The organism is Streptomyces sp. S3(2020), assembly GCF_013044505.1.
GTDB lineage: Bacteria > Actinomycetota > Actinomycetes > Streptomycetales > Streptomycetaceae > Streptomyces.
The window spans coordinates 19,108-36,514 of the sequence record NZ_JABERD010000020.1 but is presented as its reverse complement, the minus strand read 5'-3'; the positions used below and the strand labels follow the sequence as shown (position 1 = coordinate 36,514).

At 68.3% G+C, this 17,407-nt stretch carries 14 protein-coding genes and 1 pseudogene; 10 read left to right on the top strand and 5 right to left on the bottom strand.

The window, feature by feature from the left end; all coding sequences use genetic code 11:
- Positions 1 to 104: 104 nt before the first annotated feature.
- Positions 105 to 2,672: an FAD-dependent oxidoreductase gene (locus tag HLK59_RS09660; RefSeq protein ID WP_171140900.1), complete on the bottom strand. Its 2,568-nt coding sequence runs from the start codon at positions 2,670 to 2,672 to the stop codon at positions 105 to 107.
- A gap of 303 nt (positions 2,673 to 2,975) precedes the next feature.
- On the opposite strand from HLK59_RS09660, the gene HLK59_RS09655 reads away from it, so the two are divergent.
- Genes HLK59_RS09655 through HLK59_RS52335 form a run of 4 tightly spaced genes read left to right on the top strand, consistent with a single transcriptional unit; the run spans position 2,976 to position 4,386 of the window.
- On the top strand, positions 2,976 to 3,695 hold the full coding sequence (locus tag HLK59_RS09655) for an alpha/beta hydrolase (RefSeq protein WP_346779684.1): 720 nt from the start codon (positions 2,976 to 2,978) through the stop codon (positions 3,693 to 3,695).
- A 50-nt stretch (positions 3,696 to 3,745) separates the two neighbouring features.
- On the top strand, positions 3,746 to 3,955 hold the full coding sequence (locus tag HLK59_RS09650) for a 2TM domain-containing protein (RefSeq protein WP_171140898.1): 210 nt from the start codon (positions 3,746 to 3,748) through the stop codon (positions 3,953 to 3,955).
- 33 nt (positions 3,956 to 3,988) lie between these two features.
- Positions 3,989 to 4,198 carry a DUF4188 domain-containing protein gene (locus HLK59_RS52340; protein ID WP_346779683.1) on the top strand — a complete coding sequence of 70 codons (210 nt, stop codon included), beginning with the start codon at positions 3,989 to 3,991 and terminating at the stop codon, positions 4,196 to 4,198.
- Positions 4,198 to 4,386 (top strand): DUF4188 domain-containing protein, encoded by a 189-nt coding sequence (locus tag HLK59_RS52335; protein ID WP_346779682.1) that lies wholly within the window; start codon positions 4,198 to 4,200, stop codon positions 4,384 to 4,386. The genes HLK59_RS52340 and HLK59_RS52335 overlap by 1 nt, the downstream gene beginning before the upstream one ends.
- 66 nt (positions 4,387 to 4,452) lie before the next feature.
- Here the strand turns inward: HLK59_RS52335 and HLK59_RS09640 are convergent, their stop codons facing one another.
- From HLK59_RS09640 to HLK59_RS09630, 3 genes are all read right to left on the bottom strand, one after another.
- Positions 4,453 to 4,914, bottom strand: a complete 462-nt coding sequence (locus tag HLK59_RS09640) for a hypothetical protein (RefSeq protein ID WP_171140897.1) — start codon at positions 4,912 to 4,914, stop codon at positions 4,453 to 4,455.
- 175 nt (positions 4,915 to 5,089) lie between these two features.
- Complete coding sequence (locus tag HLK59_RS09635) at positions 5,090 to 5,485, bottom strand: peptidase inhibitor family I36 protein (protein WP_171140896.1); 396 nt, start codon at positions 5,483 to 5,485, stop codon at positions 5,090 to 5,092.
- 402 nt (positions 5,486 to 5,887) lie between these two features.
- Entirely contained in the window at positions 5,888 to 8,533 is a 2,646-nt protein-coding gene (locus tag HLK59_RS09630; RefSeq protein WP_171140895.1) for a cellulosome protein, read from the bottom strand.
- Between the two features lie 765 nt (positions 8,534 to 9,298).
- Between HLK59_RS09630 and HLK59_RS09625 the strand changes: the two genes are divergently transcribed.
- The 5 genes from HLK59_RS09625 to HLK59_RS09605 all read left to right on the top strand — a co-directional run bounded on the left by HLK59_RS09625 (position 9,299) and on the right by HLK59_RS09605 (position 15,405).
- Positions 9,299 to 10,354 (top strand): LacI family DNA-binding transcriptional regulator, encoded by a 1,056-nt coding sequence (locus tag HLK59_RS09625; RefSeq protein ID WP_171140894.1) that lies wholly within the window; start codon positions 9,299 to 9,301, stop codon positions 10,352 to 10,354.
- 187 nt (positions 10,355 to 10,541) lie between these two features.
- Positions 10,542 to 11,786: an extracellular solute-binding protein gene (locus tag HLK59_RS09620; RefSeq protein WP_171140893.1), complete on the top strand. Its 1,245-nt coding sequence runs from the start codon at positions 10,542 to 10,544 to the stop codon at positions 11,784 to 11,786.
- A 19-nt stretch (positions 11,787 to 11,805) separates the two neighbouring features.
- Positions 11,806 to 12,723 (top strand): sugar ABC transporter permease, encoded by a 918-nt coding sequence (locus HLK59_RS09615; protein WP_240982296.1) that lies wholly within the window; start codon positions 11,806 to 11,808, stop codon positions 12,721 to 12,723.
- Positions 12,720 to 13,541 carry a carbohydrate ABC transporter permease gene (locus HLK59_RS09610; protein WP_171140892.1) on the top strand — a complete coding sequence of 274 codons (822 nt, stop codon included), beginning with the start codon at positions 12,720 to 12,722 and terminating at the stop codon, positions 13,539 to 13,541. Before HLK59_RS09615 ends, HLK59_RS09610 begins: the two co-directional genes overlap by 4 nt.
- Before the next feature lie 103 nt (positions 13,542 to 13,644).
- Complete coding sequence (locus tag HLK59_RS09605) at positions 13,645 to 15,405, top strand: trehalase family glycosidase (RefSeq protein WP_171140891.1); 1,761 nt, start codon at positions 13,645 to 13,647, stop codon at positions 15,403 to 15,405.
- 216 nt (positions 15,406 to 15,621) lie between these two features.
- On the opposite strand, the pseudogene HLK59_RS09600 reads toward HLK59_RS09605, so the two are convergent.
- Positions 15,622 to 15,939 (bottom strand): annotated as a pseudogene (locus HLK59_RS09600) (transcriptional regulator); the annotation flags it as partial.
- Between the two features lie 295 nt (positions 15,940 to 16,234).
- On the opposite strand from HLK59_RS09600, the gene HLK59_RS09595 reads away from it, so the two are divergent.
- Positions 16,235 to 17,374, top strand: a complete 1,140-nt coding sequence (locus HLK59_RS09595; protein WP_171140890.1) for an MBL fold metallo-hydrolase — start codon at positions 16,235 to 16,237, stop codon at positions 17,372 to 17,374.
- Positions 17,375 to 17,407: the final 33 nt, after the last annotated feature.

Genomic DNA, 17,407 nt, shown 5'->3' with positions numbered 1-17,407 from the left:
CCAAGGATGACAGCCGTAGTCGCAGCAGATTCCTACCGGTGGCAATACACCGGGGGCAATGCACCAGGGGCAATTCACCGAGTGCCACGGGGACCGGTTCCGTCCTACTGGCCGATCACCAGGTCCCCGGTGGGCAGTGTCTGGCAGGCCAGCCGCCAGCCCGCCGCCAACTCGTCCGCGGAGAACATCCCCCGATCGTCGGTCTCGTAGCGGCCGGAGAGCACCCTCACCCGGCAGGTACCGCACGCGCCTTCGCCGCACGACTGGGGCATGGCGACGCCGACGGCGTTGGCGGCGTCGAGGATCGACTGCCCGGGGTTGCAAGGGAACGCCGGGGTATCGCCGGCCGTGCCGATCCGGAACTCGGTGACACCCGCTTCCGCCGCGGCGAGGGCGATAGCGTGCGCCCTTTCGCGGCGGGTCTCCTTGCTCCGGCCCGACACGAACGCCTCGGTGCGGATCGCCTCTCGCGGCACCCCCAGTTCCCTCAGGCAGCCGATCAGGTCCTGCATCATGGGCGCCGGCCCGCACAGGTGCACGCGGGTCGTGGGGCCGGCATGAGGCAGCAGTGCGTCGAACCCGATCCGCCCTGTCCGGTCGGTGATGAAGACCGACACCTCCAGCCCGGGCAGCCGGGACCGCAGCGCCGCGATCTCCGGCCCGAACAGCACCTCGTCCTCGGTCCGGTAGCTCGCCAGCAGGACGATCCGCCCCGTGTGACCGGCGTCGGCGGCCGCGAGCAGGACGCTCATCAGCGGGGTGACGCCCACTCCCCCGGCGATGAGCAGGAGTGTGCTCTCCTCGGTGCCCGGATCCCAGGTGAACTCGCCGTGCGGGCCGCTCACCCGCAATGCCGGCCCGGCCTCCAGTTCCTCGTGCAGGAATCCCGAGCCGAGCCCGTCCGGCTCGTGCTTCACAGCGATCTCGACGAAGCCGTCCTCACCGGGGCCGCTGCAGATCGAGTACGACCGTTCGATCGGCTCGACGGCGACGGGCAGCTCGATCTTCACGTACTGCCCGGCGGCGAACGAGAACGGCATCGCGTTCCCGGTCAGGGGCTCCAGGCGGATCCTGCGGACCGTCGGGGTCACCGCCTCGGTGCCGGCCACCCGCAGATACCCCTCCCAGGGCGTGGCGGGTTCCCGGGTCACCCCGCCGGCACGGATGGCCTGCCACATCGTCCCCAACTGCCGAGGTTTCAGGACCGCGTTCGCCGCCATGAGCCCGCCCGCGAGCGCCCCCACCACGCCGGAACCCCAGGCGTCCTGTCCGGCCACGAACAGGCCCTTGACCGGTGTACGGCATCCCGCTCGCGCCGACCGCAGCCTTTGGGGAGTCGCCGCGAGTCCGTAGAAGGATCCCCGCACGCTGCGCTGATAGGTCTCGAACGACAGTGGCGTCGCCAGTTCTGCGAAGGCGACCGTCTCCCGGAAGCCGGGCCAGCGTTCCTCCAGGCGGGCGAGCAACCGTTCGGTCAGCTCGTCCTTGAACTTGCGGTAGCTGTCCGGCCGTTCGTCCTCGGACGTCCCGCGCCACCGGTCGACCACCTTCGGATCGATCAGTTCCAGCAGCTCCACCGTGTGGAAGCGGGCGGCCGGGTTGTTGAGCGAGGCGAAGGAGACGTACAGCGTGCCTTCCCCCGGGGGCCGGTGGAAGCTGCCGTGCTCGTCGAGGTCCGGCATGAACCAGTGGTTCTCGCCGCGCAGCCCGAACTCGGCCGGAGACCGGTCCAGTCCGAGGAACAGCATGACCGCCGACCGTTCCTCGGGCAGATCCGCCAGTTCGTGACTCTTCCCTATCAGGGCGTACGTGTTGCGCACTCCGGTCGCCGAGACGACCGTGTTCGTCCGTACCCGGTAGCGGCGGCCGGTGGCGGTGTCCTCGACGTCGACGCCGGCCACCCTGCCGTCCTCGACGACGACTTCATGGACCCTCTGCCGGGCGCGCAGCTCCACGCCGTGTCGTTGGAGGATCTCCAGGACGACCCGGTTGAGCTCCTGCGGGCCGCCCACGGGGTGTGCGGTGCCTTCCATGAAGTAGGTCAGCGGGACCGCCGCGTGATAGCCGAACGCGCTGGCTGCCGGCTCAGTGCCGTAGAGCCCCCATCGCGCGGCCAGGACGGCCCGCAGCCGCGGATCGCGGAAGCTGCGGGAAACCTGGTCCCGCACCGACCGGTACGCGGACGGAAAGAGCAGCCGGACAAGGGGCGCACCCGCTTTTCGTACGCCGGAGGGGAACGACGCGATGACATTGCGTGCGGTCAGTCCGGCCATGGCCCAGCGCGTGGTCCGGAAGAATCCGTCGATGGCGTCGGCCTCGGCAGGGAAGCGTTCCTTCAGGCGCGCACGAAACCGGTCCTTCGTCGCAGGGACGGCGAAGTCGAACTCCGGAAAATGCAGTGCGTCGTACTCGTCCGGCAGCGGAGAGAGTTGCGCCCGCCCGTCCGTCATGAATCCGAGGAACGGGCCCGCGCTCGCGCTGACGTAGTGCAGCCCGGTACCGAACCGGTATCGCCCCGCGCGGGAGAACTCGTGCGTCATCCCGCCGAGCGTGTAGTGCTGTTCGAGGACGAGAACCCGCTTCCCGCCGAACTGCGCGATGGCGCGCGCCGCCGCGAGACCGCCCATGCCCGACCCGATCACCACCACATCGGCTTCCTCGTGCGGCGCCATCTGCAAGCCCCCATTCGTCCGTCCAGCGGATGCTCAGGCTGGCCGCACCGGCTTGACGACGACTGAATGATCCGTGAAGGCCCTCGGGAACCGCATCCCGGCCGTGTTCCCTTTCCGTCCAGTGCGACGCCCTAGCTTTGCGTCGAACGCAACGGTGTGCAGCTGTGCCATCACGGTTCGAGGAAGTGGTCGCCGGCCGGGCGGTGCGGGAGAACCCGAAACCGAAACCCGATGCCGGCCGTGTCGGCCGTTTCTGCCGTGTCTGCCGTGTCTGCCGTCGTGCAGAGGAGAGGTTGGTCAAGGGTGAGCGAGAATCCGACGATCGTGCTCGTACACGGAGCTTTTGCCGACAGCAGCGGCTTCAACGCCGTCGTCAAACGGCTTGTAGCCGACGGCCATCCCGTGCTCGCCGCGCCGAATCCCCTGCGTGGCCTCGCCTTTGACGCGGCCAACGTCAGGGCACTGCTGGAAAGCATCGAGGGACCGATCGTCCTGGTCGGGCACTCGTACGGCGGCGCGGTCATCTCCGCCGCCGCCGCGGGAAACGCGAACGTGAAGGCACTGGTCTACCTCGCGGCGTTCGTGCCGGAAACAGGCGAGAGCGCGCAAGCACTGGTCGAGAAGTTTCCGGGCAGCACCGTGGGCGAGTCCCTGAAGCCTGTGCCGCTGCCCGACGGACAGGTGGACCTGTACATCGACCCCAAGGTCTTCCATCCCCATTTCGCGGCCGACGTGTCCGCGGAGGAAGCCGCCCTCTACTCGATCGCGCAACGCCCGGCCACCGGTGCCGCCCTGGGCGAGCCCGCCACCGGTCCGCAGGCCTGGCACACGATCCCGAACTACAACCTCATCAGCGGCGAGGACAGGATCATCCCACCGGCGACACAGGAGTTCATGGCCCAGCGCTCCGGCGCGAAGACGCAGGTGGTCGAGGGTGCTTCACACATGGTGTTCGTCTCCCGGCCGGGCGCGACGGTGGCCCTCATCGAGACAGCCGTACAGGAACAGGCACTCCCGCGATGACAGCGCCGCGCACCGCACGTGCATCGATCCAATAATCTCTGGGAGGGAAAATGCACAAGAGCGAAAAGGCCCTGAAGTGGGGCCTGCGGATCCATCTGTTCTGGTACGTCATCGCCAATCTCGCCCAGGTGCTGCTGTGGGGGATCCTCACTCCGGACCACTTCTTCTGGCCCTTGTGGTCGATTCTGGGCTGGGGCATCGGCCTCGCGATCCACTTCTGGGCGGTTCGCTCGAAGTCCCGCTCATTCGTCCGACCGTGATCTGAACCATTTCGGGAGACCAGAGGGAGGATCATGTCCGACAAAGTAGTGCCGGGTCGCAACACTGCCGCCGCCGAAGGCGATGTCGTCGTCTTCCACATCGGACTTCGGATCAACCGGCTGCGCGCATTCTCCAGTTGGTTTCCGGCGTTCATGTCGATGCCGCGCATGCTGCGCGAGCTGTCACAGGAAATGAGTCGGTTGAACGCCGTCCATGCCGGACGGTGCTCCTTGTCCTGCTGATGGGACGTGCACACGCCGGAAACGGGCACGTGGGTATCTGCCACGAGACGTTCATCGTCCCGGCAGGTTCCTACGAATCGGTGTACGTCGACATGCCCGCGTACGGCCTCGCCGCCGCGACGGGCGTCGTACCGGTCGGCCGACGCGGCGACACGGCGGCCCAGCGGCTGGGAGAGGCGAAGGGGTAGACAGCCGTCCGGTGCGGTCCAGCCGGTAGGACGCCCGCGATATTGAGGCGGGGCGGAGTTGCAGGTTCAGCAGGCGATGACGTACCAGACCGGGGTCCAGTACACGTCGTTCTTGTTGGGGGCGTCGATGGAGAACATCCAGGCTCCGTTGACGTCGTAGAAATGGGCCCTGGTGCCGGGTGTCTGGTTGTTGTGGAGGGAGCCCCAGCCGACGAGGTTGGGGAGGGTATAGGTCGTGCCGCACGTGGTGTAGTCGAACCTGTTGCCGTTCGCGCCCATGCCGCACACGTAGTAGTAGGCGCAGTTCAGCGAGGCGGCGGCCGAGGCGGACCTTGCCGTCTTGGGGGCGACGGCGTTTGCCATCTGATCTGCCGTCAGCGACGGCTGCCGGGCCGCCTCGGAGGAGAGGATGCCGGTGGCTCCGGTGGTGCCGTCGGTGTGGGCGGCGGCCGTACCGTTGATCCCGATGGTCGAGGTGGCGATCGCCGCCGCTGCGAACAGCGCCGCGGCCAGTTTGCGTCGAGCCATGAGAAATCCCCTAACTGCGCCTGTCAACTGGCGTCCCAGAGCGAGCGGTTGACGGTTCCTCGCCTTTGAAGGCCGAGGTCGAGCACACGGGCTCGGAAGGTGTGGCGTGGTCGTCGGACGTGAACTGGTGGAACAGAGTACGAGGGTGCCGACATATCCCGTGATTCGCGGCGGTTCAGCATTCGCCTCGCCAGGTGGCTTTCCCGATGGTGGCGTAGGTGATGTTGGCCTTGTACTGGCCGGGGCCGGGGTTGTAGTGCAGGCAGATGACGTGGACGGATGTGGTGTAGGCGTAGAGGAGTTCGATGTGGTCGACGCCGGGGGCGACGTAGCCGTTGTTGAACACGGAGCCGACGTTGTGGATCTCGCCCGACCAGTTGCCGGCTGTCCTGAGCAGCTGTGCGCCGCGCTGGTCCGGTTCCGAGTAGGCGCAGAAGTACCCCTTGGGACAGTTCGGCGGGTTGGGCTCGGCGGTGGCCGTGGGAGCGGCGACGACGACGGCCGCGAAGGCGGCGGCTCCGGCCAGTGTGCTGATGGCGCGCTTGCGCACAGCAGGTTCCTTCCCTGTCATGACGGCATGGTGTTCGGTGAGACAGTTCCTACGGCATCCCGCGGGGACCGGGGCACTCGCCGCGCCACCTGACCTCGGTGCCCCACATCCAGCCGGCGTGATTCCCCTGTACTGGCCCAGCTGCCAACCCCGTTCCCTCTGTGCAGGAGAGAGGGTGACGACCCGATTTCAACGTAGGACGCGTCCGGAGTGAAGTGCCAACTTTTCGAAGACCGTCGAAACGTCTCGCCTTCCGACACTGCCAGTCCCCGTCGTGCCAGTGGGCAGATAGGGACACCCCCGCTCGATGACCATCACACGATGCCGAACAGGTCACTCCCCTTGGACCCGCAGACCGTAGGACACCAAGCGCTGACCAGCGTTCCTGGTCGGCACCCGGTGTCCCACGGCGCATGCCCGGGGCTAACCCTCCGTCAGGGGTGTGACGGCGATCTGGTCGATCACCGGTGCGTACGGGGAGCGTTGGTCGTACTGGTTGTAGGTGTCGCCGTTGAAGTCGGCCAGTTCTTCGGCTGTGAAGGTGAGCCGGTTCGTCCCCTTCTTCAAGGTGACCGGGACCGTCAGATCACGGAAGCTGTTGAAGTGGAAGGTGGTCGGGAACAGCACCCGGCGGACCGGTCCGCCGTTGACCGAGAGGTCGGCGTGGCGGGCGATCGGGTCGGGGTTGTAGTGGGTCGCGGGTGCCTGTTCGGCGTTGGAGTAGCGGATGGTCACCGCGTGCCGCCCGGCACGCTTGGCGACGACGTCGACGGTGAGGGCGTTGGCCTTTCCGTCGCCGATGTCGGTGACCGACTTGCCTCCGGTGGCGAAGGTGTACGCCTCGGTGGCCTTGGCGGCGCCGGTCAGGGTGCCGGCCTCCGCCTGGTACACCTTCGTCGCCAGGTTTCCGCTCGACGCCGCTACCCGCAGCCGGTCGACCACCAGCTTCTTCTTGGCGCCGGTGACGGTGATCTTGTTGATACCCGCGGACAGGAAGACCCGTACGACGTCCGTGCCCTTCTTGCCCGAGCCCACCTTGGGGATGTCGAGCGTGTCGCCGTTGAGCGACACCTTCGCCTTGCCGCCGCCGAGATGGTCGAGGGAGAGCGTGGCCTCTCCGTCGGTGGCGGAGTGGACCCAGAAGGTCGCCGAGGCGCCCTTGGGCAGCGGCACCGCACCCGGTCCCGAGGCTTCGGGGTAGGTGTAGCCGGGCCGGCTTCCGGTGAGGGTGGCGTACTCCGCCTCGTAGATCGCCGGCTGGGTCACGAGCGCGTCACGCAGCGCCAGGTCGATCTTGTCGATGATCGCGTCGCCCTTGGTGACACCGAGGTCCGCGTCCTTGGCGGCGAGCGTGATCTTGTGCTGGCCGGCGGTCAGCTTCACCGTGGTGTCGGTGTGGCCCCAGACGACCCACTTGTAGCCGAGCGGCAGGCGCAGTTCCTGCGGGTCCTTGCCGTCGACGCGCAGGAAGACGTTGGTGGGTCCCTGTTCCTTGACCAGGTCGTACAGGTTGTAGGAGTTGGCGAACACGCTGAGGTCGTAGGTGCCGGTCTGCGGGACGTCCACGTCGAAGGAGAGCACACCGTCGGAGCCGGTGCGCAGGCCGCCGACGTTGTAGCTGCCGGAGGTCGCGAAACCCCCGACGTTGGAGGGTGTGCCCTCTGGTCCGTTCTTGGAGTAACCGCCGCCGGTGTAGGTGGCGTTCTCCGCCTCGTAGGTCTTCCGCCAGCTGACAGAGGGCTCGGCCGGCTCGCCGCCGTTCCCGCCGGGGGAAAGGATGACCTGGTAGGCGGACATCTCGTTCATGCCGGTCATCGGCAGGGTCACCGTGCCGTCAGCGCCTACGGTGACTTCCTGGTCGGCCAGCCGCAGTGGCTCTGCCGAGTCGCCGACCTGGCCGGTCCACGGGATCTCCTGCACGGTGGCGTGCACCGTCTTCCCGAACAGCTTCGGGTCGATGTTGTCGAAGACGACGTCCGCGTCACCGCTCTTGCCACCGAAGATCGCCCGGGACTGCTTCTTCCCCTTGTCGAGTGTGGCCACGCCCTGGAGCGTGTACTGCTGGTTCGGGTGCGGGGCGGTCACCTTCACCGTGCGCCCGGACATCTGGCCGTAGGCGTTGAACAGCCACCACTGGCCGTTGCCCTTGTTGGCGTCGACGGCCGAGTCGTTGAGGTTTCCGTCGATGTTCCAGTACGCCAGGTCGGCGTCGATCTTGGACTCCTCGATGGCGGAGACCCACTGGATGACCTGGCCGGGCACGGAGAGGTGGTAGTTGTGGCCGTACTCGTTGACGTTGATCGGCAGCGGGCCGATGCCGAGTTCCTGCTCCCACTGCCGGTACTTGGCGACGCTGGTGCGGACCGCGGCGGGGCTGGACAGCTCGTGCCAGGTCATCACGTCCGGGACGACGTCGTTGGCCTTGGCGTACTGGAGGAAGCCCTTGACCTGGTCGAAGAGGAGGGAGGTGTTCGGGCCCGCGATCCGCGCGTCCGGGTCCAGGCTCTTGATGAGGTGGTAGGTCTCCTTCCAGGCAGCGAAGAAGTACTGCGGATCGTTCAGCCAGTTGACGTTGTTGTAACTCCACGCGCCCGAGCCGAACATGTTCCCCTCGGGCTCGTTGAAGGGGACGTAGACGACGTGGTCCTTGTAGTCGCCGACCGTCTTGACCTGGGCGACCTGCTTCTTGATCTTCTCCTTGAAGTCCGCGAGCCGCTCAGGGCCGTTGGCGCCCGGCCACTGGTACGGGAAGCCGCGGTAGATGTCGGTCATGTAGATGTAGACGTCCTTGCCGCCCGAGTCCACGAACGGCGGCAGGATCTCCAGCGCGTCCGCACCAGGGTGTTGCGGACCGTCCTGTGCCTTGGTGGACACCGTGCGCAGGTGCATGCCCTCGAGGAGGTTGCGGCTCGGTGCTCCGTCGCCGTAGATCCCGTAGAGCGAGCCGCTGGCGCCGCCGTGGAAGGCGCCGGTGTCGGTGGCGAGATCGATGACGAGCCGTTCCGGATCGGCCGCCTTGGCCGTGCCCGCGGAAGGCACGGTGAGCATGGTGGCGAGGACTGTGGCCATGATGACGCCGGTTCCCGTCGTTCTGTGTCGTTGTCTCACTGAGGTCTCCGTGGGTTCCGTGGGTTCCGTGGCATCTCGAACGCTGGTTCCGAAGGGGGAACCGGTCGATTTCACGTGGAGCGACGAGAGCCGTCTGTGTTCAGTGGCGTTCGCGTTCCGGGTTTCGGACGCACCCGGCCGGTCGTTCGGGATCCGAAACGCACGCTGTTGTGGCGGGTGTGCCGGATCGGCGGCTCACTCGCCGCCGCCGAGGAGCGCGCCGGTCGCTCGGTCGGCAGCCGCCGTGTCCCGTCCGGCAGTGCCCTCCGGCCCGAGGCCGGATGAGGATGCCGGGCTCCGGGCGACGCGTCGGCGCATGCGTGACGTATCGATCCCGGCCAGGATCCTCCGGCACCCCGTCGAACCGGTTCGAGAAAGCTAGCATCGGGGAAACCGGCCAGCAATACCCCGAACACAGCTGCCTCCGGCCACGCACGGCCGGACACTCCAGACAGGGGGCGGGTGCCGTCGCCCGGTGAATACGGCAGCCGACCTGCCCGTGAGCGCAGGAGAACCCGGCCCGGCCGGACCTCGCCCCTCGCGCGGTGACGTTTCCGGGCCGTTACGAGAAAGTCGGCATGAGGCGTTGACACCCGTCCGGGTTGCTCCTACCTTCACTTCACGCGAACCGGTTCGACAATCGACACTGGGTCGATTTCGTTCCCTGAAATCATCGAACCGGTTCGATGGTTTACAGCTTCGATCGTTTACAGCAAGGAGCCCTCCGTGAACATCGGTGAGATCGCCAGGCGGGCCGGTGTCTCGCGGAGCACCGTGTCCTACGCGCTGAGCGGGAAGCGCCCCGTGTCCGAGGACACCCGCCAGAGGATCCAGCGGGTCATCGACGAGCTGGGCTACCAGCCCAACGCGAGTGCGCGGGCCCTGGCCAACGGCCGGACCAACACCATCGGTCTGGTCTTCCCGCCGGCCGGTAACCACTACACCGGCATGCAGCTGGACTTCATCGGCAGTGTCACCGAGGCCGCCGCGGCCTACGACTACGACGTGCTGCTCTCTCCGAGCGGCGCGGACAGCGACCGCTCGTTCCAGCGGCTGCTGGGCGAGCGGCGGGTCGACGGCGCGATCCTGATGGAGATCCGGCTGGAGGACGACCGGCTCGACCATCTCGCCGCGGTGGACTTCCCGTCCGTCGCCATCGGCCGCACCGCCCGCCCGGAAGGCAGCTGGTGGGTGGGCCTGGACCACACGGCACTGGCGGCGGCCTGTGTGCACCACCTCGCCGATCTGGGGCACCGCCGGGTCGCCTTCGTCAACCGGCCCGAGCAACTGCTGCGAGCCGGGTACGAGTCGGCCCACCGGGGTCTGGACGGTTTCACCAAGGCGGCGGCGGAGCGCGGTCTGACCGTACGGACGTACTGCTGTGGGGACGACGCCGCCTCGGGCCTGGCCTGTCTGGAGCGGATCCTGCACGACGATCCCGCCACCACGGCGCTGGTCACGCTGAACGAGGCCGCGCTCGGCGGCCTCTACCGGGGGCTGGCCCAGGCCGGCCGCCATGTGCCGCGCGACTTCTCCGTCACCGGGGTGGTGGCCAGCAGGTGGGCGGAGACGGTGACCCCGCAGCTCACCGCCGCTGACGTGCCGGCGGAACAGATGGGCCGCCTCGCCGTCGATCTGCTTGTGGAGCGGCTCGACCACCCCGACACACCGGCTCGGCACCACCTGCTCGCGCCGCCGATCTCCCTGCGGGCGAGCACCGCACCCGTCGGCATCAGGCCCGCCGACCCCACTACGGACTTCGGCACTCCCACACACCTCTGACCGTCACCCCGCACTCTCCCTTCGCCCTCCTTCGTCCTCCCTTCACTCGCCACACCCCGTACCGGCCGGCTGAACAGCTCACCGCCCGGCCTCTCCGGCGAGCCCGGCAGCCGCCGATCACTTCTTCCCGCGCACGCCTGCGCCGATCCCAGGGCACACCTGTGCCGAAAACCTTGAGGAACACGCCATGAACCGACCTGCCAGACGGCGTCTCACCGCCGCCGCCCTGACCGTCGTCGCTGTCACCACCAGTGCCACCGCGTGCTCGTCCGGCGGAAGCGGCACCTCCACGAAGGCTGAGGACGGCGGTACTTACACGATCTGGGACCCCTATCCGCAGTTCGACAAGAGCTCGGAGTGGGCGAAGCTGCTGGACAGTTGTGGCACCGAGGCCGGGGTGAAGATCAAGCGGACCGCTTTCGACACCAGCGACCTGACGAACAAGGTGCTGCTGGCGGCGCAGCAGGGCAACTCCGCGGACGTCCTCATCGTCGACAACCCGGTGGTGTCGACCCTGGCCGAGGGCGGCGTGCTGACCTCGACCGACGACAGCAAGCTGGACGTCTCGAAGGTCAGCCCGAACCTCCTCGCGGCCGGCCAGGTCGGCGAAAAGACGTACGGCACGCCGATCGGCGCGAACACGCTGGCTCTCTACTACAACAAGGCGGTGCTGAAGGAGGCCGGGGTCGACATCGCCTCGGTGAAGGACTGGCCGTCGCTGACCGCCGCGCTGGCGAAGGTCAAGGCGGCGGGCAAGAAGGGCATCACGTTCTCCGCGGTCGGTACGGAGGAGGGCAGTTTCCAGTTCCTGCCCTGGTTCTGGGGTTCCGGAGCCCGACTGACCGCCCTCGACTCCGACCAGGCGGTGTCCGCGCTGTCGCTGTGGAAGGGCTGGCTGGACAAGGGCTACGCCCCCAACTCCGTCATCAACAACACCCAGACGACCAGTTGGGCGGAGTTCGCGACCGGCGACTACGCGTTCAGCGAGAACGGCACCTGGCAGCTCGCCAACGCCGAGAAGGCCGGCTTCGAGTACGGGGTCATCCCCGTCCCGGGCGCCTCGGGAGGCAACGCGGCGGCCCCGACCGGTGGCGAGTTCGTCACGATGCCGGTCCAGGACGACAGCGGACGCTACGCCACCTCGCAGAAGATCGTGGCCTGTCTGACCAGCGCCGACAACCTCCTCAAGACCGACACGACGCTCTCCTACGTGGCCCCCACCACCGAGGTCCAGGGCAAGCAGATCGCGGCGAACGCCGAGCTGAAGCCCTGGGTCGACGCGGTCCAGGCCGCCAAGGGACGTACCAGTGACGACCTCGGCACCAAGTACCCGAAGATCTCCGAGCAGTTGTGGAAGGCGGTCCAGTCCGCGCTCAGCGGGTCGGCGTCACCGAAGGACGCACTCGGCTCGGCCCAGTCCGCCGTCAAGTAACCAGCGCCAGGGGCCGTTGATGAACCGCACGACACACCCGCCGGGCGACCGGCGGGTGCCCCACCGAAACTGGGCGGCCTGGGCCTTCCTCGCCCCGGTCACCCTCTACCTCGCCCTCTTCTACGCGTATCCGCTGTACCGCAACATCGATCTGAGCCTGCGGAACTACACCGTCCGCTCCTTCGTCCAGGGCGACGCCCCGTTCGCCGGCCTGGACAACTTCCGGACCGTCTTCGACGACCCGACGTTCGCTCCGGCGCTGCTGCACACCGTGGTATTCACGGTCGTCTGCCTGGTCTTCCAGTACATGATCGGACTGGCGCTCGCGGTCTTCTTCAACCAGAACTTCCGGCTCTCCGCCACCCTGCGGGGCCTGTACCTCGTCCCGTGGCTGCTGCCGCTGATCGTGTCGGCGTCCACCTGGTCGTGGATGCTCAACAGCGACTCGGGGATCGTCAACGCCGCACTGGGCGCCGTCGGCATCGACCCGGTGAACTGGCTGACCTCACCGACCTGGTCACTGACCTCGGTGATCATCGCGAACATCTGGGTGGGTGTCCCCTTCAACCTGGTCGTCCTCTACAGCGGCCTCCAGTCGATCCCCACCAGCCTGTACGAGGCCGCCGCGCTCGACGGGGCGAACGCCTGGCAGCGGTTCCGGCGCATCACCTTCCCGCTGCTGCGCCCCGTGTCCGCGATCACCCTGCTGCTGGGCCTCGTCTACACGCTCAAGGTCTTCGACATCATCTGGATCATGACCAAGGGCGGTCCGGCGGACTCGTCCACCACCTTCGCCACCTGGTCCTACCAGCTCGGCTTCGGCAGCATGCTGCCCGCCTTCGGGCCCGGCGCCGCCGTCGGCAACCTGCTCGTCGTCACCGCGCTCGTCTTCGGCCTCATCTACGTCCGGGTCCAGCGGAAGCAGGCGCTGTCATGAACCTCCGTATCGGTACGTGGTGGAAGACGGCCATCGGCCTGCTGCTGACCGCGGTGATGCTCTTCCCGGTCTACTGGATGCTCAACGTGTCCTTCACCCGCGACCAGGACATGCGCAAGTCCCCGCCGGACCTGTTCCCGGCCAATCCCACCTTCGAGGGCTACCGGGCCGTCCTGGACGACCAGTTGCCCTACCTCGCCACCAGCCTCGTCATCGGCCTGGGCACCGTCGTCCTGACCGTGGCGCTGGCCGCGCCCGCCGGCTACGCGCTGGCGAAACTCCGCCCACGCGGCGGGGGTGTGCTCGGCTTCCTCCTCCTGGTCGCCCAGATGGTCCCCGGCATCATCATGGCGATGGGCTTCTACGCCATCTACCTCAACCTCGGTCTGCTCCAGTCCGTCCCCGGCCTGATCGTCGCCGACTCCACCCTGGCCGTCCCCTTCGCCGTCCTCATCTTCACCGCGTTCATGTCCGGCATCCCCGGCGAACTGATCCAGGCCGCGCAGATGGACGGAGCGAGGGCACTGCGCACGTTCTGGTCGATCGTCCTGCCCATGAGCCGCAACTCGATCGTCACGGTGTCCCTGTTCGCGTTCCTGTGGTCCTGGTCCGACTTCGTCTTCGCCAGCACCCTCGCGGGCGGCGGCGCCCATGAGCCGATCACCCTCGGCATCTACCACTACATCGGCAACAACAACCAGCAGTGGAACGCCATCATGGCGACCGCCGTCGTGGCCTCCCTTCCCGCCACGGTGATCCTCGTCCTCGCCCAGCGCTACGTCGCCGCCGGAGTCACCGCCGGCGCCGTCAAGGACTGACCCGGCCGCGCGTGCACCGTGCTCTCCACGAGCCGCCGTGCGAGCACACTCCCCCACTGGCAGACCGCCGACCGCCCCAGCTCGAGAAACGAGTACCGCCGCCATGACCGCCGCACCGTCCGGCCCGGCCTTCTCCGTCCAGGACATCCCCTTCAGCACCCATGGTTCCTGGTTCGGTATCTCTCCGGTGCTCGCGGAGAAGACGCGTGCCGAGGACCTCCATCTCGTCTCGCACCAGAACGGCATGCACGCCGTCGTACGGTTCGTCCCCCTGGACCCGGCAACGGGCGAGCGGGCGGAGACACAGGTGGCGGCGAGCCCGAGCCGGCTCAGTTGGACCGGCGGGAGCGGACGGATCGACCTCGCCTACGAGTCACCGGACACCGTGCGCGTGCGGGGCACCGGTCTCGGATTCGGTATCAGCGCCGCGGCTCACACCCTGACCCCGTTCAGCGGGACCTACTTCTACCGCGACCCGGTGGACGGCGCGCATGTGTTCACCTCCTACGAGACCGGACGCCGCTACCGGATCACGGTGCTGTCCGGCACGGTCGCCGAGGTGTCCGGCGCCCAGGCGCTGGGCGCCGGTGACCGTGGCCTCACAGTCACCGCCGAGCCCGGCGGGACATGGGAGACCGTGGTCGAGGAACTCGACAGCGCCCGCCCGCCCTACCACTCGGCGGCGACCTTCGACGAGGTCACGGAGGCCGCGCGGCAGGCGTTCTCCGAGTTCGTGGAAGCCGCCGCTCCATGGCGCTCGGCCGACACCCCGGCCGCCGAACTCGCCGCGTATGTGGTGTGGTCGGCGACCGTGCGCCCGGCGGGTCTCGTCACGCGGCCCGCCGTCCTGATGTCCAAACACTGGATGGACAAGGTGTGGAGCTGGGACCACTGCTTCAACGCCCTTGCCCTGGCGCCCGGTTGCCCCGACCTCGCCTGGGACCAGTTCGCGCTCCCCTTCGACCACCAGGACACCGGCGGGGCGCTGCCCGACTCGGTCACGCACTCCGAGGTCCTCTACAACTTCGTCAAACCGCCCATCCACGGCTGGACCTTCGGCCACCTCCGCGGACGGCTGCCCGAACCGCTCGACCCGGCGCGACTGTCCGAGTCGTACGCGATGCTGGCGCGCTGGACCGATTTCTGGCTCACCGCGCGCCGGGCGCCCGGCGCGGCCCTGCCCCACTACCAGCACGGCAACGACAGCGGCTGGGACAACGCCACCAGCTTCGACCCCGGACGCGTCATCGTCACCGCCGACCTGGCCGCCTTCCTCGTCCTCCAGATGCGCGAACTCGCCGACCTGGCCGCGGAACTGGATCGGCCGGACGACGCCCGCCGCTGGACGCACACGGCTGACGCGATCCAGGCCGCGATGTTCGACCAGCTCTGGAACGGCGAGCGGTTCGTCGCCCGTGGCGTGGACGGTCAGGACACCTGGACCAGTTCCAGCCTGCTGGACCTGATGCCCGTCGTCCTGGGTGAGCACCTGCCGGACGACGTCAGCAGCGTGCTGGCCGACCGGATCGAGGCCCACCTCACGCCGTACGGGCTCGCCACCGAACTGCCCGCCTCGCCCCACTACCGTTCCGACGGCTACTGGCGCGGCCCGATCTGGGCCCCCGCCACGGTCCTCATCGAGGACGGCCTGCGTCGCGCCGGGCACGACCGTCTCGCGGACGAGATCAGCGCCCGTTTCCGAGCCCTGTGCGAGACCTCGGGCTTCGCCGAGAACTTCGACGCCCTGACCGGCCAGGGCCTGCGCGACCGCGCCTACACCTGGACCGCCGCGAGCTACCTCCTCCTCGCCCGCGACCACCACCGCCGCCACGCGGACGCCGGGACCGTCACCACGGTCGCCTGACCAGCGAGCGAGAACCCACACACGTCCGGCACGGGGGCCGGCACAGCAAGAACGCTGATTCCGGTGACTGCCATTGCCGGCGCCGCCGGGGCGCTGTACGGCCTGTACGCACCGGACGTGCCGACAGGCAACCTGATCGAGGGGATGGGCCTGAAGACCGCCAACACCAAGGCCCAGGACGGACGTGTACCGCACGTTCAGTTACGAGCGGACGGCTTATCCCTGTTGCTCGGACGGTCGTCGCGGTCGAGTGCTGGGGGCGGTCAGGTCGAGCAGGAGCATGGCGTCGTGGTCGGGCGTGCCGGGTTCCGCGGTGTAGACGCCGAGACGATGCCCAGGGGTGCCTTCCAGCGCCATGCCCTGGAAGCCGAGGGTCACCCTGCCGACCCGAGGGTGCTGGAACGTCTTCGTGGTGATCTTGCGGCCGGTGACGTCGTAGCGCTCCCACAGACCGGCGAAGTCCGGGCTCTTCACGAGCAGTTCGCCGACGAGCCGGGTGAGGTCGGGGGCGTCGGGGTCGGTGCCGGCCAGGGAACCCGGGCACCGCACGTGATCCCCGCATCGGCGGAGACGTCCAGCAAGTCGGCCAGCGCGGTCCGCTCGTCCAGCCCCAGGAGCCTTGCCGGACGGCCCAGTCAGGTCGGCGACCCCGGATACGCGCCCCTCGCACCCTGCCGACAGCCAGGCCAACTATTGCGACCGCCGATAGTTCGTGTCAGAATCATTTGCACGCGGACCATCCGGGCCGCGAGGGATTCGGGCTCGGATGACGGAGAGCCCGAGATGGAACATCGCGACGCACCCCTGGTGAACGCGAGGAGGAGGACAGATGGGCCAGAAGCTGACTCGCAGGAAGATGCTCCGCGGGGCCATCGCCGTGGCAGGCGGTGCCACGGCCGCAGGAATGCTTCCTGCGGGCAGTGCCGCGGCCTCGGGGAGCGTCGCCACCGGCTCAAGGGGCGTCGCCACGGCCGCGCAGGCGAACGTCGAGCACCCCGGCTACGTCGTCGACGGGCTGGACGCCTCCAGCTACCTGCGGCTCCCGGCGGCGGCCCGGATGCCGGAGTACCCCGCGAAGGGCTACCTCCTCGACAACCTGGGCGGCGGAGCCTACGGCGTGCGCACCGCGGGCGGGTCGAACTCCATGTTCCTGGTCACCGGGGAGGGCGTCGTCGTCGTGGACGCGCCGAACGGCGCACTGGTCAAGGCCGCCATCGCCGAGGTGACGAAGCTGCCCGTGACCCACTTCATCTACAGCCACTCGCACGGCGACCACACCGGCGGCGCGGCCACCTTCCTGACCTCGAACCGGAAGGGCACCAGCCCGGTCTACATCGCGCACGAGCAGGCCGCCGCGCGGATCAAGCGCGCCGCCGATCCGCGCCGACCCGTCCCCACCAAGACGGTCCGGGGCGACCGTTACGTGCTCAGGACCGGCGGCGAGCGGATCTACCTCGACTACCACGGCAACTTCCACTCGCCGGGCGACCTCTTCGTCTTCGCTCCCCGGCAGAAGGTGCTGATGCTGGTGGACGTGATCGCCCCGCGCTACGCGCCGTACTTCCAGCTCGGGCACACGCCTGACATTCCGCTCTACATGACCGTGTCGGACGTCGTCCTGCGCTACGACTTCCGCACCTTCATCGGCGGCCACGCCCACCACTACGGCACCCGGCAGGACATCGCGACCTACGGCAAGTACCTCGACGATCTCTACAACACGGCCCGCAAGGTCTTCCTCGAAGGCAGGGTCGACTTCTCGCAGCTCGAACCCGGCAACGCCTGGGGCGGATCCCAGCTGTTCTACGGAACGCTCGCGCGGCAGACCGCCGAGCAGATGCCGAAGCACTGGCTCACCGAACTCGCGGGGGCCGACCTCTACGTCGAGGGCAGCGCCCGCGTCCTGCTGTACAGCTTTTGGACCGACTACGCCCCGTTCCCGGGTGGTCCGAACGATCCGAACCGGTGACCGAGCCCGTCTCCCCGACCTCTTCGACAACCC